Origin of the sequence: Solirhodobacter olei (genome assembly GCF_004010155.1) — a bacterium.
Taxonomy (GTDB): Bacteria; Pseudomonadota; Alphaproteobacteria; order Rhodobacterales; family Rhodobacteraceae; genus Solirhodobacter; species Solirhodobacter olei.
The window spans coordinates 38,060-59,426 of record NZ_RRYH01000005.1 but is presented as its reverse complement, the minus strand read 5'-3'; the positions used below and the strand labels follow the sequence as shown (position 1 = coordinate 59,426).

Below are 21,367 nucleotides of genomic sequence, written 5' to 3'. Positions count from 1 at the left end.
CCATTATGTTGCGAAACATGAGTAGAGCGAGCGAGACACCGCGCAGGAGCTATGACGAGGGCTGTCTCGTCTCCCATGCGCTCGACCTCATCGGCGACCGCTGGGCCCTTCTGGTGGTGCGCGAGTTGCTGCTTGGCCCGAAGCGCTTCGCCGGGCTGCGTGCCGGGCTGCCGGGGCTTTCTGCCAATATCCTCACCCGGCGTCTGGCGGAGCTGGAGGAGGCGGGTGTGCTGACGCGCGGTAAGCTGCCGCCACCGGCCTCGGTCCAGGTCTATGCCCTGACGGAGGCTGGGGAGGCGCTCTGGCCGGTGCTGCGCTCCTTCTGCCGCTGGGCCGCGACCATGCCGGGGCACGACCCGCGGCTTTTCATCTCGCCCACCGCGCTGATGCTTTCCATGCGCGCGATGGTGGCGCCAAGGGGCGGGCCGGAGCTGACGGCGGGCTTCGGGATGGCGGGCGAGACGTTCCTTGCCCGCATGGGGCAGGGCTCCTATTCCGTTGCCCGGGCCGACGCTCTGACTGGCGATTTGCGTTTCGAGGGCGCCTCCAACGCCATGGCCGCCGTGGTCTATGGCCCCTCGTCGCTGGAGGCATCCGTCGTCGCCGGGCTGGTGCGGTTCGAGGGCGACCCGGTGCTCGGCCAGGCCTTTCTCGATCGCTTCAGCCTGCGGCGCTGAGGGGCTCAGACCGCCCGGTCGATCCGGGTCGAGAGGTGGATCAGGCTTTCGGAGGAGCGCACGCCGGGAATTGCGCCGATCTGGTCCAGCACCTCGTCCAACGCCTGGGTCGTTTCCGCAGCGAGCTGCAGAATCAGGTCGAACCGCCCGGTGGTGGTATGGGCGATCTCGACCTCGGTTGTGCTCTTCAGTCGTTGCAGGACCGTTGGCGCGCTGCGTGGTTCGATCTGCAAGAGCACCGTCGCCCGGATCCGCCGCGACAGCACTGCCGAGCCGAGCTTCACGGTGTAGCCGGCAATCACGCCCGAGCGTTCCAGCCGCTCGATCCGGGCCTGTACGGTGGAGCGCGCCACCTTGAAACGCCGCGCCAGGCGCGAGGTAGAGGTGCTCGAATCCGACGCCAGGGCCGCCAGAAGTTTCTCGTCGAGGTCGTCCATCGTTCTGCCAATCCTTTTCGTCAATTTGCCCGCAATTTCGGACAAATCAACCCTTTTCATCGGTGAACTTGTCGGCCATATGCAGCACACTCGTTTTCAGGAAAAGGGCGGCTCATACGCACCTGGCCTGGTTTGGTTGAACGCGAAAGCGGCTCCGAACTGGTATCGCCAGGGCAGGGTCGCATGCACTTTCGAGGCAGAGAAGGGGCAGGCCGATGGGGCTCTCGAAAACGATCTGGACCAACCCGTCCGAATTCCTTGCGCGCAGTATGCCGGATGCACCGGTGATGTTCTTCTCGCCGGCGGTGCTTCAGGCCACCGCGCGGCGATTCCTTGATGGTTTCCCGGGGTTTGTCACCTATGCGGTGAAGTCGAACCCCGACCGTATAGTGGTCGAGAACCTCGCCGCCGCCGGCATCCGCGGCTTCGATGTCGCCTCGCCCGAGGAGATCCGTCTGATCCGCCAACTCGTCCCCGATGCGGCGCTTCATTACAACAACCCGGTGCGCTCGCGCGCAGAGATCGCGGTAGCCGTCGAACTGGGCGTGAAGAGCTATTCCGTTGACAGCCACAGCGAGCTCGCCAAGCTGGCGGAGCTGGTGCCGGCCGAGGGCACCGAGATATCTGTCCGCTTCAAGCTGCCGGTGCAGGGCGCGGCCTACAACTTCGGCGCTAAGTTCGGTGCCACGGTGGAGCTGGCCGTCGAACTCCTGCGCGAGGCGGCGGGCCATGGTTTCATCCCATCGCTCACCTTCCACCCGGGCACGCAATGCACCGACCCTGCAGCATGGGAGACCTATATTCTCACCGCTGCGGAGATCGCCCGCGACGCCGGCGTCACCATCGCTCGGCTGAACGTCGGCGGCGGCTTCCCGTCGCATCGCCTGAACGACGTGATGCCGCGGATCGAATCGACCTTCGCGATGATCGACCTCGCCGCCACCGCCGCCTTTGGCGAGAACCGCCCGCAGCTCGTCTGCGAGCCGGGCCGCGGCCTCTGTGCCGAGGCCTTCGTTCTGGCCGCCCGGGTGAAGGCGATCCGCGACGGGGCGCATGTGTTCCTCAACGACGGCGTCTACGGCGCGCTGGCGGAGCTGCCGATGATCGGCGTGATCGACCGTATCGAGGTGCGCTCGGAGACCGGCGCGCTGCGCACCGGCGAGGGTGTGTCGCGGATCTGCTTCGGTCCGACCTGTGACTCGGTTGACCGGCTGCCGGGCGAGATCACGTTCCCCGAGGATATGGAGGAAGGCGACTATGTGCTGTTCCGTGGCCTCGGCGCTTATTCGATGGCGACCAATACCCGCTTCAACGGCTTTGGTGACCTGACGCTCGCCACCGTTCTGGCGCTGCGCGGCTGACCCGCAGCGCGGGGAGGCGATGACAGGTGAGGGGCGGCTACGCGGCCGCCCCTTCTCTTTGGTCCCGGCCACAGCGTGGCGAAAAACCACGAGATCAGGGCGGTTTGGGTCAATGTTTTGACAAATCCCGGGCGCTATCATCGGCGGTAGGGGCCGAAGAATCGGCCCTGATGCGCCGCGTTGTCGCTCAGGGGAGCCGGAAATGTGACGAGTGATGTTCCGTGTGCAAATGGCAGGCCCGCCAGTTGCGCCCATCCGAATCGGGGAAAAGCCGCCGGGCCGGCGGATTTCACGGCTTCGTTCATGGATTGCGCGCCGGTGCAGGCACAGGATGTTCACATGATCGCCATTTACGCCGTGCCGGTGCCCGTGGCGGCCGGTCCCTCAGGGACGGCCCACCCCGGCGCGCATCGTCAGGCCCGGGCGGGAGGTCGGGCGCATGGGGATCATTGAGCGCATAAGGGCCTGGGCCAGTCCGCCCCGCATCCAGTCGCACAGCCCTGAGGCCACGCGGATGCGCGGGCCGGTGGACCATGTCGTGATCCTCGACGGCACGATGTCCTCGCTTGCGCCGGGGGAGGAGACCAACGCCGGCCTCGCCTACCGGCTTCTCTGCGAACTCACGCCTTCCTCCCGTCTCTCTGTCTATTACGAGGCCGGGATCCAGTGGAGCAGCTGGCGCCAGGCCAAGGACGTGCTGGAGGGCCGGGGCCTGAACCGGCAGATCCGCCGTGCCTATGGATTTCTCGCCTCGCGTTACCATCCGGGGGACCGGATCTTCCTGCTCGGCTATTCGCGCGGCGCCTTCGCCGTGCGTTCCCTTGCCGGCGTGATCGACAGTGTCGGCCTGCTGACCGCCGAACACGCCACCGTCCGCAATGTCGTGCTGGCCTATCGCCACTACCAGCTTACTCCCTCGGGCGAGGCGGCGGAAGCGTTCCGCCGGCTCTATTGCCATCCGCGAGTGGAGATCGAAATGGTCGGCGTCTGGGATACGGTGAAGGCGCTTGGCCTGCCCTTCCCGGTCGTCCGGCGCTTCTCGCAGCCGAAATACGATTTCCACAACTACGAGCTTGGCCCGGCAATCCGCCGCGGCTTCCAGGCGCTGGCGCTGGATGAAACCCGCGTGGCTTTCGAGCCGGTGCTCTGGCAGACGCCGGAGGATTTCAGCGGGCGGGTGGAACAGGTCTGGTTCCGCGGCGCGCATGGCGATGTCGGCGGCATGATCGGCGATTTCACCCCGGCGCGTCCGCTGGCCAATATCCCGCTGGTCTGGATGCTCGACCGGGCCGAGCATTGCGGGCTGATGCTGCCACCCGGCTGGCGGGCGCGTTTCCCCTGCGATCCCGATGCGCCCTCGGTCGGCACCTGGCACGGCATCGGACGGCTGTTTTGGAAGCGTCGCGCCCGGGTCGTCGGCCGCGACCGGTCGGAGGCCGTCCACCCCAGCGCGGCGGACTGGTACCAGGCCCAGGCCACGCGGCGCTGGTTCCATACGTTCAGGACCGCCGAGGATGGCGCGCTGCCGCTCAGCCCGCCATGAGGGAGGCGGCGGCGAAGGCGTAGGGTGGCCGCTCCGCGCGATTGCCCTCACCCCGGGTAGCGGTGCTGTGGATAAAGAATGGGCCGGGCCGCCAGAGCGGGACCGGCCCAAGAGCTACCCGCGGGCGACCGGAAGGGTCGGACCCGGGGCAGGGAGATCCGTATCAGGCAACCTTTTCGAGCACGACCTCCGGCAGCAGGCCGAGCGCGTGGCACACGTCGCGCGTCAGCTGGGCGCGGTTGAGCGTGTAGAAGTGCAGGTGCTCCACCCCCTCGGTCAGCAGCGCGTCGCAAAGCTCGGTGCAGATCGCCGTCGCCAAGAGCTCTTCGCGTCCGTCGCGCTTGGCATGGGCGAAGGCGTCCTGCAGCCAGGCCGGCACGGTCGCGCCGCAGCGCGCGGCGAAGCGGCGCGCGCCGTCCCAGTTCTCGATCGGCAGGATGCCGGGCAGGATCGGCGCGGTGATGCCCGCCGCCACGCAGGCGTCGCGGAAGCGCAGGAAGGTCTCTGCCTCGAAGAAGAACTGGGTGATCGCGGCAGAGGCGCCGGCGTCGAGCTTGCGCTTCAGCCAGTCGATGTCGGCCTTGGCGTCTGCGGCCTCGGGGTGCCGCTCGGGATAGGCGCCGACGCGGAGGGTGAACTTGCCCGTCTCCGCCAGCGCGCCGATCAGCTCCACCGTATCGGAAAAGCCCTCGGGATGGGGCGCGAAGCGACCGGTGCCGCCCGGCGCGTCGCCGCGCAGGGCGACGATATCGGTGATCCCGGCGGCGGCATAGCTTTCGGCGATCGTCATCGTCTCGGCCCTGGTGGCGTCGACGCAGGTCAGGTGCGCCGCGACATTGAGGCCAGTGGTCTTGCCGATGGTCGTCACCGCTTCATGCGTCAGTTTCCGGGTGGTCCCACCTGCGCCGTAGGTGACGGAGACGAACTCCGGCCGGAGCGGCGCAAGCATGTTCACCGTGTCCCAGAGCCGGAACGAGGCTTCTAGCGATTGCGGCGGGAAGAATTCGAAGGACACGGATGGGGCGGGCATTTGAAACTCCTGTTTGAGCCCTTGTGGCAGAGTGACTTGCGTGAGACAAATTCATAATCTTCAAGATCAACATGAGGCGCACAGCAAGATGCATCTGGAACTCCGCCATTTCCGCTCCATTCGGGCGATCCATGCGGCGGGCGGGTTGGCCCGTGCGGCGGACATGATGAACATGACGCAATCGGCGCTGTCCCATCAGATCAAGGGGCTGGAAGAGCAGGTGGGGGTGGAACTGTTCGTGCGCCGCTCTAAGCCGCTGAAGCTCTCCGCCGCAGGCCAGCGCCTGTTGCGCGTGGCCGAGCGGATCCTTCCGGAGGTCGATGCCCTGGGCGAGGAGTTCCGGGCGCTACACGAGGGCAAATCCGGCCGGCTTCACATTGCCATCGAATGCCATGCCTGTTTCGACTGGCTCCTGCCGGTGTTGGAGAAGTTCCGCCACGCCTGGCCCGATGTCGATGTCGATATCCGCCCCGGCCTTGCCTTCGGGGCGCTCCCGGCGCTGGTGCGGGAGGAGGTGGATCTGGTGATATCCTCCGACCCGGAGGATCTGCCCGGCGTCACCTTCCATCCGCTCTTCGACTATGCGCCGGTGCTGGTTGCCTCTGCCCAGAACCCGCTGGCGGCGAAGTCCTTCGTCGTGGCAGAGGATTTCCGCGAGCAGCTTCTGCTGACCTACCCGATGGAGCGCGCGAGGCTCGACGCCTTCACCGAGCTTCTGACCCCGGCCAAGGTGGAGCCGCGCGCCGTGCGGCAAGTGGAACTGACCGCGGTGATCCTGATGCTTGTCGGCTCCAACCGCGGTGTGGCGGTGTTGCCGGACTGGGTGGCGCGCGATCTGAGGGACAATCCGGATTACGCCGTCCTGCCGCTGAGCGAGACGGGGCTGACCCGGCGGCTTTACGCGGCTGTGCGCGAGGCGGATGCGACCAAGCCCTACATGGCGCATGTGCTTCGGCTCGGGCGGAGCGAGCCGGTGAAACTGCAGAGGTGAGGGCGGGGCGCTGCCCGCCGCGCAACTTTCTCCTTCCTTCAGGGTCAGGCCTGGCCGTGGCGGAGGCCGCGAACCGGCTCCACATGCGGGCGTGGCTCGGTGTTGACCTGACGGTAGGCGCTATCCGCCATCAGCTTGCGGTGGCAGGCCTCCAGGTGCTGGCTGGGCACCTGCGGGAACAGGTGATGGACAAGGTGGAAGCAGTCGTTGCGTGGGAAGAGGATCGCGCGCAGCGCCTTCGGCACGACCATGTTGCGCGAGCTTTCGAGTTCCGAGCCGTTTTCGAACAGCCCGCCATGGTCGATGCAGTCGGTCCAGTAGTTAATTGCCGGGAACATCCAGAAGATCGGCAGCCAGAAGAGCACCAGCGCCGCCAGCGGATTTAAGGCGAGAAACAGCACCCCGCCCGCGAGGATCGCGAACTTCAGCACCAGGAACGCCCTCCCATCCCGCGACGAGAGGTTGATCTTGAGGTAATAGGGCAGGTTCAGCCCCACGATAGGCGTCAGCACATGGCGCAGCACCGTTGCCGGGGTCAGCGGATCCTCTAGGTGCAGCCGCCGGATCGCGCGCAGGTCCTCGTCCCGGTCGAGATCGCCCAGATGGGCATGATGCGTCATGTGGCCGTCGCGGTAATCGGCGAAGCAGCCCAGCGTCATCGAGGCGCAGAAGGCGCCGAGGAGCCGGTTGTCGCCCCGCGCCTCGGTGAAGCTCGCGTGCGAGCACTCATGCACGATATTGTTGAAGCCGCGCAGCCGGGTGCCGAGGAAGAACACCACCACGGCCACCCCGGCGAACGTCAGCGGGGTGCCCGGCAGTTCGAGCAGCCAGCTACCGGCAAGGATCGCCGCGAAGACCTGCAGCACATAGCCCGCCACGATGGCGATGGCAGCCGCGCGCCCCTGCCGCCCGAGCGTCTTGAAATCCCGCATGTGGTCGCGGCGCAAACGATGATCCGTCATGATAACCCCCCAAGGTTGATCTCTTTGGCGATACCTGCAGCCCTACGGGGACTCGAATGAAAAATGCAGGCATTTGGTAAGTATTGCTAATATCGATATTAGATCTCCTACTCGCCATTTCGCGGTTCGATGCTTGCGCAGGCCTGGATGCGTGGTCTGGACGCTGGGGGGGGCGGAGAGGCGACACGCTGTGGCGGAGTTGACGCCTCTATGGCCCAGGGGTGGGCGACACTGGCCGGTCTTGGGATTTTTCGTGTATTAACCATTCTAATGACGCCGCAGCGCAGCAAATCTGGCTTCTTTGCCGCGAAAGACCCCGCGATCCGAGGCGCCTTTGAGGCAGGCTGCCCTTCCCTTTGACGCCCATCCCGCCTATAGGCTCGCGCTGACCGTTTCAGGAGTGCCCGATGCAAGGCAGCGCCAACCTCAACCTGATGATCAAGGCCGCCCGCAAGGCCGGCCGCAGCCTCGTGAAGGACTTCCGCGAGGTCGAGAACCTGCAGGTCTCCGCCAAGGGGCCGGGCGACTTCGTCTCGCGCGCGGATCTCGCGGCGGAGAAGATCATCCGCGAGGAGTTGATGACGGGCCGCCCCTCCTATGGCTGGCTGGCCGAGGAATCCGGCGGCGCCGAAGGCAAGGACCCGACCCGTCGCTGGATCGTGGACCCGCTCGACGGGACGACGAACTTCCTGCACGGCCTGCCGCACTGGGCGGTCTCCATCGCGCTGGAGCATAAGGGCGAGATCGTCTCCGCCGTCGTCTTCGACGCTGCGAAGGACGAACTCTACTGGGCCGAGAAGGGGGCCGGCGCCTGGATGAACGAAAGCCGCCTGCGCGTATCCGGCCGTGCCCGGATGATCGAGAGCATCTTCGCCACCGGCATTCCCTTCGGCGGGCGCACCGGGCTTCCGGCCTCGATCCAGGATCTGGCGCGATTGATGCCGGCCTGTGCCGGGGTGCGGCGCTGGGGGGCGGCTGCGCTCGATCTCGCTTACGTCGCGGCGGGCCGATACGAAGGGTACTGGGAACGCGGCCTCAACGCCTGGGACGTCGCCGCCGGTGTGCTTCTGGTCCGCGAGGCGGGTGGCCTGGTGGGCCCGATCCGCGAGGGCGTGGATGTGATCGAGGGCGGCTCGATCATCGCCGCCAACGCCGAGATGTTCGGCCCGCTGGCGAAGACCCTGCGCGACGCGTGATCCGGGGGGCTCTAACCCGCGGCGAGGCCTTCGGCTGTCTGGTCGCGCAGCTGGCGCAGCTCCTCGATGGTGGCTTCCAGCTCCGCCCTTTGGCCGGCCAGGACGTCAAGCTGGCGGTCGGCCAGCTCCACCCAGGCCTCCATTTGCGGCTTGGTGCCCTTCTGGCAGTAAAGCTCCAGCCACTGGCGGATCTCCTCCAGGCTGAAGCCGAACCGGCGCCCACGCAGGATCAGCGTCAGCCGCGCCACCTCGCGCGGCCCGTAGAACCGCGCGCGGCCCTCCTTCCGGGGTGCGAGCAGTTCGAGGTATTCGTAATAGCGCAGGGTCCGAGGAGTGACCTCGAACTTCGCGCACATCTCCTTGAAGCTGATCCAGCCGTCGCTCATCGTCGCCTCCCGCGCGGAGGTTAGTCGCTCGTCCCGGCCCGTGCAATCCGATGGAAGCCTTGCAGCGCCCGGAAGATGGGCGAATAACTGCGGCAGGGCGGGGAGATGCGGGCCGGGATGGAAGAGCAGAGACAGCGGATCGCGCGGCAATTTGTGGAGGCGGTGCCTCACGCGATGGCACTCGGCATGCGGCTGGAGGCCGTTGGCGAGGGCTGGGCCGAACTCTCCATGCCCTATGACGCGCGCTTCGTGGGCGAGCCGGCGACGGGCGTGATCCACGGCGGCGCGGTCTTCGCGCTGATGGACACATGCTCCGGTGCGGCCGTGCTGAACCTGACCGGCGCGAAGGTCGTCTCCACTGCCACGCTGGACCTCAGGATCGACTACATGCGCCCGGCCACGCCCGGCCAGCGCATCCGCGCGCGGGCGGAATGCCATCATTTGACCCGCACCGTGGCCTTCATCCGCGCGACGGCGACAGATGACGATGCCGCCCGCCCTGTTGCCACTGCCACTGGCGCCTTTACGGTGGAGCGCGCGAAATGAGCCGGCCGCCGCCCGAACCCGTCCAGGTCGTCAAGCAGAGGCGCGATGCGGCGCTCTCCACGCTGGTCGCCGCAGTGCCCTATATCGGTTTTCTCGGTGTCGGCTTCGATCGGCGCGGGGATGAGCTGACCGCCATCCTGCCCTTCTCCGACCGGCTGATCGGCAATCCGGCGCTGCCGGCGCTGCACGGTGGGGCAACCGCGGCCTTCCTCGAGATCACCGCCATCGTCGAACTCGCCTGGGCCCAGCTCTGGGAGGAGATGGAGGCCGGGCGTCTCGACCCCGGCACGCTCTCGGGCCGGATCCCGCTCTTGCCGAAGACCATCGATCTGACCGTCGACTATCTGCGCGCCGGTCTGCCGCGTGATGCCTATGCGCGGGCGCATATCACCCGCTCCGGCCGCCGTTATGCCAGCGTCCGGGTCGAGGCCTGGCAGGACAACCGCGCCCGCCCCTTCGCCCAGGCGAGCGGGCATTTCCTGATGCCAGGCGAAGAGGGCTGAGATGGCGCGCGAGCTGACCCACCGCCGCGTGCTGGCGATCGCGCTGCCGATCGTGCTGTCGAACGCCACGGTGCCGCTTCTGGGCGCGGTCGATACCGGGGTCGTGGGCCAGATGGGGCAGGCGGCGCCGATCGGTGCGGTGGGGGTCGGCGCGGTGGTGCTGGCCTCGATCTACTGGATCTTCGGTTTCCTTCGCATGGGCACATCTGGCATGGTCGCCCAGGCCCGGGGGGCGGGTGATGCAGCGGAGACAGGCGCGATCCTCACCCGTGCGCTGCTCATCGGGGGTGCCGCCGGCGCTGCAGCGATCCTGCTTCAGGTGCCGCTATTCTGGGCCGCCTTCCGCCTTGCACCGGCCTCCGCGGATGTCGAGCGTCTCTCGCGGCTATACCTCTCGATCCGGATCTGGGGCGCACCGGCCGCGATCTCGATCTACGCCGTCACCGGCTGGCTGATCGCAATGGAGCGGACGCGGGGGGTGCTGATCCTCCAGCTCTGGATGAACGCGCTGAACATCGGGCTGGACCTGTGGTTCGTCCTTGGCCTCGGCTGGGGCGTGCCGGGGGTGGCGGTGGCGACGCTGATCTCGGAATGGACGGGCGTCCTGCTCGGCCTCTGGCTTTGCCGGGCGGCCTTCGGGGGGGCGCAATGGCACGACTGGGGGCGGATCTTCAATCGCGAGCGCTTGAGGCGGATGGTCTCGGTCAACGCCGATATCATGGTGCGCTCGATGCTGCTGCAAGGGGCTTTCACCGCCTTCACCTTCATCGGCGCGCGCTTCGGGGACCGGACGCTGGCGGCGAACCAGGTGCTGATGCAGTTCATCGAGATCACGGCCTACGCGCTTGACGGCTTCGCCTTCGCCGCCGAGTCGCTGGTCGGTCAGGCCATGGGTGCGCGGGCGCCGCTGACGCTCAGGCGCGCGGCGATCCTGACCTCGCAATGGGGTGCAGCGGGCTCCGTCGCGCTGGCGCTGGCCTTCGCCGTCCTCGGCCCGCATCTGATCGACCTGATGGCGACCGACCCCGGCGTCCGGGAGACCGCGCGGCACTATCTGCCCTGGGTCGTGGCCGCGCCCATCGTCGGTGTCGCATCCTGGATGTTCGACGGGATCTTCATCGGGGCGACGATGACCCGGGCGATGGTGCAGGCGATGGCGGTCTCTGTCGCGCTCTATGCGGTCTCGCTTTTCACGCTGCTGCCCCTCTGGGGCAATACCGGCCTCTGGGCCGCGCTCATGATCCTGAACACCGCCCGCGGTCTGACCATGGCCGCCTGGTACCCCGCGATCGAGCGTCGGGCGGCTTGATCCTCTGGCGCCAAAGGACAACCGCCCGTCCTTTGGGGGCGGATGGGCGGTTGCCTAGCGTCACTGCGCAATGCTGTTTCGGGCCGGAGGGCGCGCTAGGCCGATCCTCCCGAGAACCTTTCCCGCACGATGGCGAGCAGGCGCCGATGCACATGCCCGGGCCGGTTCTTCACATGCATCGCAGCATAAACCGGCTGGGCGATCGGCGCCACGTCGCGCACCGCTTTCACCCGCCCCTCCGCGATCAGGCGCGACGCCGTCTCCTCCAGCAGGAAGGCGGAGCCACCCATCGCCAGCAGCAGTTCCGCCACGACCGCGCTTTGCCCGCTCGCAAGCGGCGGATCGGCGAATCCGGGCAACGCGAGGTCATGGAGCCGCCCCAGCGCCGGCGAATATTCCGAACGGATATGGGTCTCGGGCGTCAGCCCTTCGCGGCTCTCCGTCTCGGTCGAGACGAGGCGGTAGGTCAGCTCACCCAGCGTTTCGAAATGCAGGTCCGGCTGCGCCTGGGGCGTGAAGATCACCCCGAGGTCCAGCACGCCCGCGACGATATCGGCGCAGATCTGCACCGAGAAATCGAGCTCGATATAGAACGAGGTCTGCGGCAGCGCCTGCCTGAACGCTGGCACCCATCGGCCCAGATGCAGGGCCGCCACGTCCTGGGGCATCCCGATCCGAAGGCTCAGGGCGCTCGCCGCCGTCAAGCGCACCGCACGCAGCGACTCGCGCCATTCCCGGCGCAGGCTGCGGGCATGCGGTTCGAACTTCAGCCCCTCGGTCGTCAGGCTCGTGCCCGAACGTGAACGGATGAAAAGCCGCCGCCCCAGAGCCGTCTCCAGGCTGTGGATCCGCGCCGAGACAGTGGATTGCGTGACGCCCAGCCGTTCCGCCGTACGATGGAAACTGCGCGTTTCGAGAAGGTCGAGAAACGTGTCCAGAAGCTCGATCTGCATGTCTGCCTGACCCTGATCGGATTTCCCGATCAATATCGCCGGCAGAGGTGAATTGAAAGCGCCCGAAGCCCGCCGGATAGTCGGCGCCGAAGGGGAGAAGAGAATGACGGAATTTCCAAGCCAGGCGCGGGTCGTGATCATCGGGGGGGGCGCGGTCGGCGCCTCAGCCCTCTACCATCTGGCGAAGGCCGGCTGGACCGACGCAGTGCTGCTGGAGAAGAACGAACTGACGGCGGGCTCGACCTGGCACGCGGCCGGTAACGTGCCGACCTTCTCGGCAAGCTGGTCGATCATGAACATGCAGCGCTATTCGGCCGAGCTCTACCGCGGCCTCGGGCAGGCGGTCGACTATCCGATGAACTACCACGTCACGGGCTCCGTCCGCCTCGGACACAGCCCGGAGCGGCTGATGGAGTTCCGCCGCGTTGCCGGCATGGGCCGCTACCAGGGCATGGATCTCGACGTGCTGGGGCCGGAGGAAATCCGCGCGAAGTACCCGTTCCTCGAAACACACGACCTGACCGGCGCGCTCTACGATCCCTATGACGGCGACATCGACCCGGCGCAGCTGACCCAGGCGCTGGCCAAGGGCGCGCGGTCGATGGGCGCGCGGATCGAACGCTTCTGCCCCGCCACCGGTGTGCGCCGGGAGGGGGGTGACTGGGTCATCGAAACCCCTAAGGGTGAGATCCGCTGCGAGATCGTGATCAACGCCGCTGGCTACTACGCCCGCGAGGTTGGCAAATGGTTCGGCCGCGACGTCCCCATGGCGACGATGAGCCATCAATACATGCTCTTCGATACGATCCCCGAGCTCGAGGCCTGGTCGAAGGAAAGTGGCCACAAGCTGCCGCTTCTGCGCGACGTCGACAGCTCCTATTACCTCCGGCAGGAGAAGATGGGCTTCAACCTCGGCCCTTACGAGCGCGGCTGTCGGGCGCATTGGACGACGCCCGAAGATCCGATGCCGGAGGATTTCTCGTTCCAGCTCTTTCCGGACGATCTCGACCGGCTCGAATGGTACATTACCGACGCGATGGAGAGGGTGCCGCTCCTGGGCGAGGCGCGGCTGTCCAAGGTGATCAACGGCCCGATCCCCTATACGCCCGACGGCAATCCGCTGATCGGCCCGATGCCGGGCGTACCGAACGCCTTCGAAGCTTGTGTCTTCACCTTCGGCATCTGCCAGGCCGGCGGCGCGGGCAAGGTTCTGGCCGAATGGGTGACCGAGGGCGCGACCGAATGGGACATGTGGTCCTGCGATCCGCGCCGCTTCACCGGTTTCGAGGATGCCGAATACTGCAAGGCCAAGGCGATGGAGGTCTATGGCCACGAATACGCCATGCACTTTCCGCATCACTCCTGGCCCGCCGGGCGCGGAAAGAAGCTCTCGGCGATCCATGATCGCACCAAGGCGCTTGGCGCGGTCTACGGGGCGATGAACGGCTGGGAGCGGCCGCTCTGGTACGCAAGACCGGGCGACGATACTTCCGAGGCCGCACAGCAGACCTGGAAGCGCGAGGGGCCGTGGTTCGGCGCGATGCAGGACGAATGCCTCGCCGTGCGCGACGCGGCGGGAATTCTCGACCTGCCCGGTTTCTCGCGCTTCCGGCTCTCCGGGCCGGGCGCTGCGGACTGGCTCTCGGCCCAGATCACCGGGCGTCTGCCCGCCGTCGGCCGGCTTGGCCTGGGTTATTTCGCCGACGAGAAGGGCCGCATCGTCACAGAGATGTCGATCTGCCGGTTCGGGCCGGACGAGTTCTGGCTGATCACCGCCGCAACCGCCCAGTCGCACGACCGCGAATGGCTGGAGCGGCACCTCGCCCCCGGGCTGGGTCTCGTCGACGAGACCGATGACTGGTCCTGCCAGATCCTTACCGGCCCCGGGTCCCGCGCGATCCTAAGCGAGGTGGCGGAGGCCGATCTCGGCCGGCCCTGGCTCACATGGCAGGCGGCCGTGATCGCGGGGCGGCCGGTGAGGCTCCTGCGCGTCTCCTTCGCTGGTGAACTCGGCTGGGAGATTCACAGCAAGGTCGCGGACACGCCGGCCGTCTTCGACGCGGTCATGGCGGCGGGCGCCGGGCACGGCCTGAGGCCCTTCGGGATGTTCGCGCTCGACAGCCTGCGGCTGGAAAAGGGCTACCGGGCGTGGAAGGGCGATCTTTCGACCGACTACACCGTGCTGCAGGGCGGGCTGGATCGGTTCATCGACTGGTCTAAACCCGAATTCCGCGGCAAGTCTGCGCTGGCGGCGGAGAAGCAGGCGGGGTCTGCAAAACGCTTCGTCATCCTCGAGGTTGCGGCCGGCGAGACCGACCCGCCTTACATGTCCACGCTCTGGCTGGGCGACGCGGTGGTCGGAGAGACGACTTCCGCCGGCTGGGGCTTCCGCGTGGGCAAGGGTCTCGCGCTCGGGATGGTGCGGGCGGATCTCGCGGCGCCGGGGACGGCGTTGGAGGTCGAGGTCTTCGGCGAACGGCGGGCTGCGGTGGTCCTCGACGGGCCGGCCTGGGATGCAGGGAACGAGCGGTTGCGCGGGTAGGCGGGGGCACGAGTGGGGCGCTGCCCCGCCCCCCGGGACATTTGGATCAAGATGAAGAAGGATCGGGGATGAGCGATATCCCTTCGAAGGCGCGGGCGGTCATCATCGGGGGCGGGGTTTCCGGCTGCTCTCTGGCCTACCACCTGGGCAAGCTCGGCTGGAAGGACGTGGTTCTTCTGGAGCGTCGGCAGCTGACCTGCGGTACGACTTGGCATGCCGCCGGGCTGATCGGGCAGCTCCGCGCGAGCCAGAACATGACGCGGCTCGCGAAATATTCCGCCGATCTCTACGTCCGGCTGGAGGAAGAGACCGGGGTGGCCACCGGCATGCGGCAGGTCGGGTCCATCTCTGTCGCGCTGAACGCGGGAAGGCACGAGGAATTGCTGCGCCAGGCCACGCTGGCGCGCGCCTTCGACGTCGACGTGCGCGAGATCGGGCCGGGCGAGGTGAAGGCGATGTATCCCCACCTTGAGGTGGGCGATGTGGTCGGCGCTGTGCATTTGCCGCTCGACGGGCAATGCGACCCTGCCAATATCGCCATGGCGCTGGCCAAGGGTGCGCGGATGCGGGGTGTGGCGATCCATGAGGGTGTGAAGGTGGCGGCGGTCACCGACGACGGCCGCCGCGTGACCGGCGTCGATTGGGAGGCGGGGACCGAGAAGGGCCATATCGCGGCCGATATCGTCATTAACTGCGGCGGGATGTGGGGGCGGGATCTCGCGGCGCGCTCGGGCGTGGCGCTGCCGCTGCATGCCTGCGAGCATTTCTACCTGGTCACCGAACCGATCGAGGGCCTTGGCCATCTGCCGGTCCTGCGGGTGCCGGACGAATGCGCCTATTACAAGTCCGACGCCGGCAAGATGATGCTGGGTGCCTTCGAGCCGAAGGCCAAGCCCTGGGGGATGGCGGGCATCCCGGAGGACTTCTGCTTCGACGCGCTGCCCGAGGATTTTGACCATTTCCAACCGATCCTCGAGGCTGCCATGTACCGCATGCCGCTGTTCGAGACCGCGGGCATCCATACCTTTTTCAACGGTCCCGAGAGCTTCACGCCGGACGACCGCTACTACCTGGGAGAGGCACCGGAGCTTGCCGGCTACTGGATGGCGGCGGGCTACAATTCGATCGGCATCGTTTCCTCCGGCGGCGCGGGGATGGCGCTGGCGCAATGGCTCGAGGATGGCGAACCGCCCTTCGATCTGTGGGAGGTCGACATCCGGCGCGCCCAGCCGTTCCAGCGCAACCGCCGCTACCTTAAGGAGCGGGTGAGCGAGACGCTGGGCCTCCTTTACGCCGACCACTGGCCCTATCGCCAGCCCGCCACCGCCCGCGGCATCCGCCGCTCGCCGCTCCACGCAGCGCTTGCCGAGCGCGGTGCGGTCTTCGGCGAGATGGCCGGCTGGGAACGCGCCAACTGGTTCGCCGCGCCCGGGCAAGAGCGGGAATACCGCTACGACTGGGGCCGCCAGAACTGGTTCGAGAACCAGAAGGCGGAGCACATGGCCGTGCGAGAAGCCGCGGGGCTTTTCGACATGACCTCCTTCGGCAAGATACGCGTGGAGGGCCGCGATGCGCTGTCTTTCCTGCAGCGGCTCTGCGCCAACGACCTCGACGTGGCGTCCGGCCGCATCATCTACACCCAGATGCTGAATGCGCGCGGCGGGATCGAGAACGATCTGACCGTCACGCGGCTAAGCGAGACCTGTTTCCTCCTCGTCGTACCCGGCGCGACCCTGCGGCGTGATCTCGCCTGGCTGACCCGGAATCTGGTCGACGAGTTCGTCGTCATCACTGACGTGACCGCGTCGGAGGCCGTCCTCTGTCTCATGGGCCCGAAGGCGCGAGAGATACTTGGCAGGGTCAGCCCCGACGACCTTTCAAACACCGCCCATCCCTTCGGCACGGCGCGGGAGATCGAGATCGGAATGGGACTCGCCCGGGCCCATCGCGTGACCTATGTCGGCGAGCTTGGATGGGAGCTCTACGTCTCCACCGACCAGGCGGCGCATGTCTTCGAGGCGCTCGCCGAGGCCGCGCCGGAGCTGAAGCTCTGCGGCCTCCACGCGCTCGATTCCTGCCGGATCGAGAAGGCCTTCCGCCATTTCGGCCACGACATTACCGACGAGGACCACGTGCTGGAAGCCGGTCTCGGCTTTGCGGTGAAACCGGACAAGGGCACCTTCATCGGCCGCGACGCGGTTCTGCGGAAGCGCGAGGAGGGTCTCTCCCGCCGGCTGGTGCAGTTCCGGCTGGAGGATCCAGAGCCGATGCTCTTTCACAACGAGGCGGTGGTGCGGGACGGCCAGATCGTCTCCATCGTGACCTCGGCGAACTACGGCCATGCGCTCGGCGGCGCGGTGGGGCTGGGCTATGTGCCCTGCCGAGGAGAGAGCGCGGAGGACGTGCTGGCCTCGCGCTACGAGATCGAGATCGCGGGACGGCGGGTGGCGGCGCGTGCCAGCCTGAAGCCGATGTACGACCCGAAGGCAGAGCGCGTGCGGATGTGATTGGCGCCTGGGGGGCAAGCGCCCCCCGGGACCGCAGACGGAAATGTGCGGACAGGAAATGGAGGGTGGTGGGATGGAAACGGTAGAACCGGGATGCGCACCCGAACGGGCGCGGCGGGCAGGGGGACGGGCGGCGCGGGTGAGCCTTCGGGCTGCACCGCTCGCGGAGGAGTTGCGGCCGGTTCGTGCCGGATTGCAGGGCGGGCAGTACAAGCCCCTGACCAACGAGGGCATGGCCCGGATCCACGAGGCGGCACTCGAGGCGCTGGAGGTGATCGGATTTGCGAATGCGCCCAAATCGGGGGTGGAGATCCTTGCCGGTGCGGGGGCGGTCCAGGGCGAGGACGGGCGTATCCGCTTTCCCCGCGCGCTGGTCGAGGACATGCTTTCCAAGGCCGCGCGCAACATCACGCTTTACGGCCGCGATCCGAAGCATGACCTGCATCTCGAGGGCACGCGGGTACATTTCGGCACGGCGGGCGCGGCGGTCCATATCGTCGATCTCGAAAAGAACGAATACCGCGACTCGACGGCGGCCGATCTCTACGCCGCGGCGCGGCTGACGCAGAACCTCGACAACGTGCATTTCTTCCAGCGCGCCATGGTCTGCCGCGACATCGCCGACAATTACGAGATGGACGTGAACACGCTTTACGCCTGTTGTGCCGGCACGATGAAACACGTCGGTACCTCCTTCTCCGACCCGGCGCATGTGAAGGGGTGCTTCGAACTGCTCCACATGATTGCCGGCGGCGAGAAGGCCTGGCGCGAACGGCCGTTCGTCTCGAACTCCAACTGCTTCGTCGTGCCGCCGATGAAATTCGCCGAGGAAAGTTGCATCACGATGGAGCATTGCGTGCGCGGTGGCATGCCGGTGTTGCTGCTCTCGGCCGGTCAGGCCGGGGCGACGGCGCCTGCGCCGATCGCGCTGGCCGTGGTGCAGGCGGTGGCGGAATGCCTGGCAGGTCTCGTCTACGTCAACGCCATGGCGCCGGGCCATACCTGCATCTTTGGCACCTGGCCCTTCGTTTCGGATCTGCGCACCGGCGCCATGTCCGGCGGTTCGGCGGAACAGGCGCTGCTGACGGCGGGCTGCGCCCAGATGCACCACTTCTACGGTTTGCCGGGGGGGGCGGCCTCCGGCATCTCCGATTCGAAGCTTCCGGACATGCAGGCGGGATGGGAGCAGGGGATCACCAACGTGCTGGCCGGTCTCTCCGGCCTCAACATGGCGTACGAGGCCGTGGGCATGCATGCCTCGCTCCTCGGATTCTGCCTTGAGAGCCTCGTTCTGGGCGACGACATCCTCGGCCAGGTCTTGCGCTGCGTGCGGGGCATCGAGGTGACCGAGGACAAGGTCTCGATCGAGGCGATGAAGCAGGTATGTCTTGGTGGCCCCGGCCATTACCTGGGTTCCGAACAGACGCTGAGCCTGATGCAGACGGAATACATCTATCCGGCCGTCGGTAACCGGATGAGTCCAAAGGAATGGGTCGAGGCCGGTAAGCCGGAGCTCCTTGATAAGGCCATCGCGCGGAAAAATGCGATCCTTGCCAAGGCGGGCAACCTCATAGACCCTGCGACCGACGCGGCGATCCGTGCCGCTTTCCGCATTCACGTTCAAAAGTGAAGCGGGCGCAGAAGAAGAGGGAGGTACATATGCGCTACGGGTACATCGGGCTTGGCCATCTTGGCGGGCATCTGGCGGCGAGCCTCATTCGCGCGGGCTACGAGCTCACGGTCTACGACCGCGATCCGGCGCTTGCGGAGCGGCACCGCGCCATGGGCGCCACGGTGGCGGGCTCGGCGGCCGAACTTGCCGGGCAGGTCGACCATGTCTTCACCTGCCTGCCCTCGCCCCAGGTGAGCGAGGCGGTCCTGGCGGAGGTGCTGACCACGCTGAAGGAGGGGGCGACCTGGATCGAGAATTCCACCCTCGGGCGTGACGACGTGGTCCGCTTGGGCGGTCTCGCCAAGGGATCGGGGGTGGAGATGCTGGAAGCGCCCGTGACAGGCGGCGTCCACCTCGCCGCCAAGGGGGCGATCACCGTGCTTGTCGGCGGGCCAGAGGCGCTTTTCACCCGCCACCGCCCGGCGCTGGAGGCGATCGGCACGCGGATTTTCCACATGGGGCCGCTCGGTTCGGCAGCGGTGATCAAGGTGATTACCAACATGCTCGCCTTCATCCACCTTGTCGCCGACGGCGAAGCCCTGATGCTGGCCAAGCGCGGCGGGCTGGATCTGAAGAAGTCCTGGGAGGCAATCGCGGCCTCCTCCGGCACCAGCTTCGTGCACGAGACGGAAGGGCAGCTGATCCTCAATGGCTCCTATGATGTGGGCTTCAGTATGGACCTGGCGCTGAAGGATCTCGGCTTCGCCATGGGCTTCGGGCGCGAGTTCGGCGTGCCGCTCGACCTTGCAGCGCAGGTCCAGCAGACCTTCCTGCGTGGTCGGGCAGCCTATGGCGGCACGGCGCAATCGACCCAGATTGTGAAGCTGCTGGAGGACGTGCTCGGTACCGACCTCCGCGCCGAGGGGTTTCCTGAGCGTCTGGAATAGACGCCTGCGGCGGAGATATTTGGCCTGGGGTTGGAGGCGACTCTCACGTTCCCCGGTGGAACATCCCCGGGGGGCGGGGGAAAACCTGCGGAACTGCGGCGTCAGCGCATCAGCACGTAGTCCCCGGGCGCATCCGGCAAGCCCGCGGTCTTCGCCATCTTCGGCGGCGCGGCCATGGGCCCGGCATGGTGCGAGAGCCATTCCACCCAGGCCGGCCACCAGGAGCCATCTACGGGCGCATGCGCGGCGACCCAGTCTTCCGGCCCGGCATAGGCCTCGCCCTCGGCCCGCGTGGCGATGCGGTAATGGCGGTGCTTGTGACCCGGTTCGCTGATGATCCCGGCGTTGTGGCCGCCGGAGGTCAGCAGGAACGTGACCTCCGTGTCCGACAGAAGCCCAATCTTGTAGACCGAGCGCCAGGGCGCCACGTGATCCGTCTCCGCCCCAACGGCGAAGATCGGCACACGGATGTCGGTCAGCGCGATGGGCTTGCCTGCAACTTCGTAATGCCCCTCTGCCAGCGCGTTGGTCAGGAACAGGTCGCGCAGGTATTCCGAATGCATCTGGTACGGCATCCGTGTCGCATCGGCGTTCCAGGCCATCAGGTCCGTCATCGGCGCCCGCTCGCCCATCAGGTAGTCATGGACCACCCGGCTCCAGATCAGGTCGTTGGAGCGGAGAAGCTGGAACGCCCCTGCCATCTGCGAGGTGTCGAGGTAGCCCTTGTCCCACATCATGTCCTCCAGGAACGCGACCTGGGACTGGTCGATGAAGAGCATGATCTCGCCGGCCTCGGTGAAATCGGTCTGCGCGGCGAAGAGCGTCACCGAGGCAAGCCTGTCGTCCCCATCCCGCCCCATCGCGGCGGCGGCGATGGCCAGCAGAGTGCCGCCGAGGCAATAACCCACTGCCTGCACCTTCTGCCCGGGTACGACACGCCCAATCTCCTCCAGCGCCGCCATGACGCCAAGCCCGAGGTAATCCGCCATGCCGCGGCCGCGGTCCTCCTCTCCCGGGTTCTTCCAGGAGAGGATGAAGACAGTATGGCCTTGATCCAGAAGGTATTTCACCAATGAATTTCGCGGCGAGAGGTCGAGGATGTAGTATTTCATGATCCAGGCCGGGACGATCAGCACCGGACGGGCATGGGTCTTGGGCGTCGTCGGGGCATACTGGATCAGCTCCATCAGATCGTTGCGGAAGATCACCTTGCCCGGGGTTACGGCAACTTCGTGTCCGGGCCGAAACGCCTCCGCTCCTGCCGGGCGCTTGCCCTGCACCGCGCGCTGCCAGTCCTCGACGAAATTGGCCCAGCCCTGGACGAAATTCGCCCCGCCGCTGCGGACCGTCGCGTCGAGCACTTCCGGGTTCGTCACCGGGAAATTGGCGGGCGAGACGGTGTCGAGGATCTGTCGCGCAACGAAGGCCGCCACCTCGGAATGGTGCCGCGAGACGCCCTCGACGTTCTTCGCCGCCTGGTGCCACCATTGCTGGGTCAGAAGGAAGGCCTGCGCCATGGCCGCATAGGGCTGCCGTGACCAAGCCGGCGCCGCGAAGCGGCGGTCTTGGGGCAGCGGTTCGATGACCGGCTCTGCCGCACCACTGGCCGCGCGTGCGAGATAGGCCGCGAAGCTTGCCGACTTGCGCGCGGCGCGCTCGATCAGTTCGGCCTGCTTGCCCGGCGAATTCGCCAGATGCGCCACCAGGTCGAGCCAGGCCGAAGTAAGCGAGGCGGGAGAGATCCCGCCGGTCAGCGCGGCCTCGCGCGCGTGGAGCGCGCGGTCGAGCGCGGGGATCGGCGCGGCATCTGGGGCGGAGGGCATGGGCGGTCTCCTCGGCGGCTCTCATCCTTTTTTGCGGGGCGC

At 67.1% G+C, this 21,367-nt stretch carries 18 protein-coding genes; 12 read left to right on the top strand and 6 right to left on the bottom strand.

The features are described from left to right. Positions 1 to 17: 17 nt before the first annotated feature. Entirely contained in the window at positions 18 to 677 is a 660-nt protein-coding gene (locus tag EIP85_RS04435; protein WP_127900955.1) for a winged helix-turn-helix transcriptional regulator, read from the top strand. A gap of 5 nt (positions 678 to 682) precedes the next feature. Here EIP85_RS04435 and EIP85_RS04430 read toward each other — a convergent pair whose 3' ends face one another. Beyond that, a complete protein-coding gene (locus EIP85_RS04430; RefSeq protein WP_127900954.1) occupies positions 683 to 1,114 on the bottom strand; it encodes an Lrp/AsnC family transcriptional regulator in 432 nt (143 codons plus the stop codon). A gap of 215 nt (positions 1,115 to 1,329) precedes the next feature. Between EIP85_RS04430 and EIP85_RS04425 the strand changes: the two genes are divergently transcribed. Both EIP85_RS04425 and EIP85_RS04420 read left to right on the top strand, forming a co-directional pair. Continuing rightward, positions 1,330 to 2,475, top strand: a complete 1,146-nt coding sequence (locus tag EIP85_RS04425) for a type III PLP-dependent enzyme (RefSeq protein ID WP_127900953.1) — start codon at positions 1,330 to 1,332, stop codon at positions 2,473 to 2,475. Between the two features lie 439 nt (positions 2,476 to 2,914). Then, the gene (locus tag EIP85_RS04420) at positions 2,915 to 4,018 is read left to right on the top strand and encodes a DUF2235 domain-containing protein (RefSeq protein ID WP_127900952.1); all 1,104 of its coding nucleotides are present in this window, start codon (positions 2,915 to 2,917) and stop codon (positions 4,016 to 4,018) included. 163 nt (positions 4,019 to 4,181) lie between these two features. Here EIP85_RS04420 and metF read toward each other — a convergent pair whose 3' ends face one another. After that, positions 4,182 to 5,048 (bottom strand): methylenetetrahydrofolate reductase [NAD(P)H], encoded by an 867-nt coding sequence (gene metF / locus EIP85_RS04415; RefSeq protein WP_127900951.1) that lies wholly within the window; start codon positions 5,046 to 5,048, stop codon positions 4,182 to 4,184. A gap of 88 nt (positions 5,049 to 5,136) precedes the next feature. Here metF and EIP85_RS04410 point away from each other — a divergent pair, with 88 nt between their 5' ends. After that, positions 5,137 to 6,039: a LysR family transcriptional regulator gene (locus EIP85_RS04410; protein ID WP_127900950.1), complete on the top strand. Its 903-nt coding sequence runs from the start codon at positions 5,137 to 5,139 to the stop codon at positions 6,037 to 6,039. Between the two features lie 44 nt (positions 6,040 to 6,083). Here EIP85_RS04410 and EIP85_RS04405 read toward each other — a convergent pair whose 3' ends face one another. Further along, the gene (locus EIP85_RS04405) at positions 6,084 to 7,001 is read right to left on the bottom strand and encodes a fatty acid desaturase family protein (protein WP_127900949.1); all 918 of its coding nucleotides are present in this window, start codon (positions 6,999 to 7,001) and stop codon (positions 6,084 to 6,086) included. A gap of 407 nt (positions 7,002 to 7,408) precedes the next feature. Between EIP85_RS04405 and EIP85_RS04400 the strand changes: the two genes are divergently transcribed. After that, positions 7,409 to 8,197, top strand: a complete 789-nt coding sequence (locus EIP85_RS04400; protein WP_127900948.1) for an inositol monophosphatase family protein — start codon at positions 7,409 to 7,411, stop codon at positions 8,195 to 8,197. A gap of 11 nt (positions 8,198 to 8,208) precedes the next feature. Here the strand turns inward: EIP85_RS04400 and EIP85_RS04395 are convergent, their stop codons facing one another. Beyond that, positions 8,209 to 8,583: a MerR family transcriptional regulator gene (locus EIP85_RS04395; RefSeq protein ID WP_127900947.1), complete on the bottom strand. Its 375-nt coding sequence runs from the start codon at positions 8,581 to 8,583 to the stop codon at positions 8,209 to 8,211. 117 nt (positions 8,584 to 8,700) lie between these two features. On the opposite strand from EIP85_RS04395, the gene EIP85_RS04390 reads away from it, so the two are divergent. The 3 genes from EIP85_RS04390 to EIP85_RS04380 are packed head-to-tail and all read left to right on the top strand — an operon-like array spanning position 8,701 to position 10,941. Then, a complete protein-coding gene (locus tag EIP85_RS04390; RefSeq protein WP_127900946.1) occupies positions 8,701 to 9,129 on the top strand; it encodes a PaaI family thioesterase in 429 nt (142 codons plus the stop codon). After that, on the top strand, positions 9,126 to 9,632 hold the full coding sequence (locus EIP85_RS04385) for a PaaI family thioesterase (protein ID WP_127900945.1): 507 nt from the start codon (positions 9,126 to 9,128) through the stop codon (positions 9,630 to 9,632). Before EIP85_RS04390 ends, EIP85_RS04385 begins: the two co-directional genes overlap by 4 nt. A 1-nt stretch (position 9,633) precedes the next feature. Then, entirely contained in the window at positions 9,634 to 10,941 is a 1,308-nt protein-coding gene (locus EIP85_RS04380; protein WP_127900944.1) for an MATE family efflux transporter, read from the top strand. Positions 10,942 to 11,036: 95 nt separating this feature from the next. On the opposite strand, the gene EIP85_RS04375 is transcribed toward EIP85_RS04380, so the two are convergent. Beyond that, positions 11,037 to 11,894: a LysR family transcriptional regulator gene (locus EIP85_RS04375; protein WP_127900943.1), complete on the bottom strand. Its 858-nt coding sequence runs from the start codon at positions 11,892 to 11,894 to the stop codon at positions 11,037 to 11,039. 103 nt (positions 11,895 to 11,997) lie between these two features. Here EIP85_RS04375 and EIP85_RS04370 point away from each other — a divergent pair, with 103 nt between their 5' ends. The 4 genes from EIP85_RS04370 (at position 11,998) to EIP85_RS04355 (ending at position 19,502) form a co-directional block, all read left to right on the top strand. After that, positions 11,998 to 14,436, top strand: coding sequence for a GcvT family protein (locus EIP85_RS04370; RefSeq protein ID WP_127900942.1), 2,439 nt, complete (start codon positions 11,998 to 12,000; stop codon positions 14,434 to 14,436). 68 nt (positions 14,437 to 14,504) lie between these two features. Then, positions 14,505 to 16,943 (top strand): GcvT family protein, encoded by a 2,439-nt coding sequence (locus EIP85_RS04365; protein ID WP_127900941.1) that lies wholly within the window; start codon positions 14,505 to 14,507, stop codon positions 16,941 to 16,943. Between the two features lie 73 nt (positions 16,944 to 17,016). Further along, positions 17,017 to 18,573: a trimethylamine methyltransferase family protein gene (locus tag EIP85_RS04360; protein WP_127900940.1), complete on the top strand. Its 1,557-nt coding sequence runs from the start codon at positions 17,017 to 17,019 to the stop codon at positions 18,571 to 18,573. Beyond that, a complete protein-coding gene (locus tag EIP85_RS04355) occupies positions 18,570 to 19,502 on the top strand; it encodes an NAD(P)-dependent oxidoreductase (protein ID WP_479681299.1) in 933 nt (310 codons plus the stop codon). The genes EIP85_RS04360 and EIP85_RS04355 overlap by 4 nt, the downstream gene beginning before the upstream one ends. 101 nt (positions 19,503 to 19,603) lie before the next feature. On the opposite strand, the gene EIP85_RS04350 is transcribed toward EIP85_RS04355, so the two are convergent. Further along, positions 19,604 to 21,325 (bottom strand): PHA/PHB synthase family protein, encoded by a 1,722-nt coding sequence (locus EIP85_RS04350; protein WP_127900938.1) that lies wholly within the window; start codon positions 21,323 to 21,325, stop codon positions 19,604 to 19,606. Positions 21,326 to 21,367 lie beyond the last annotated feature (42 nt).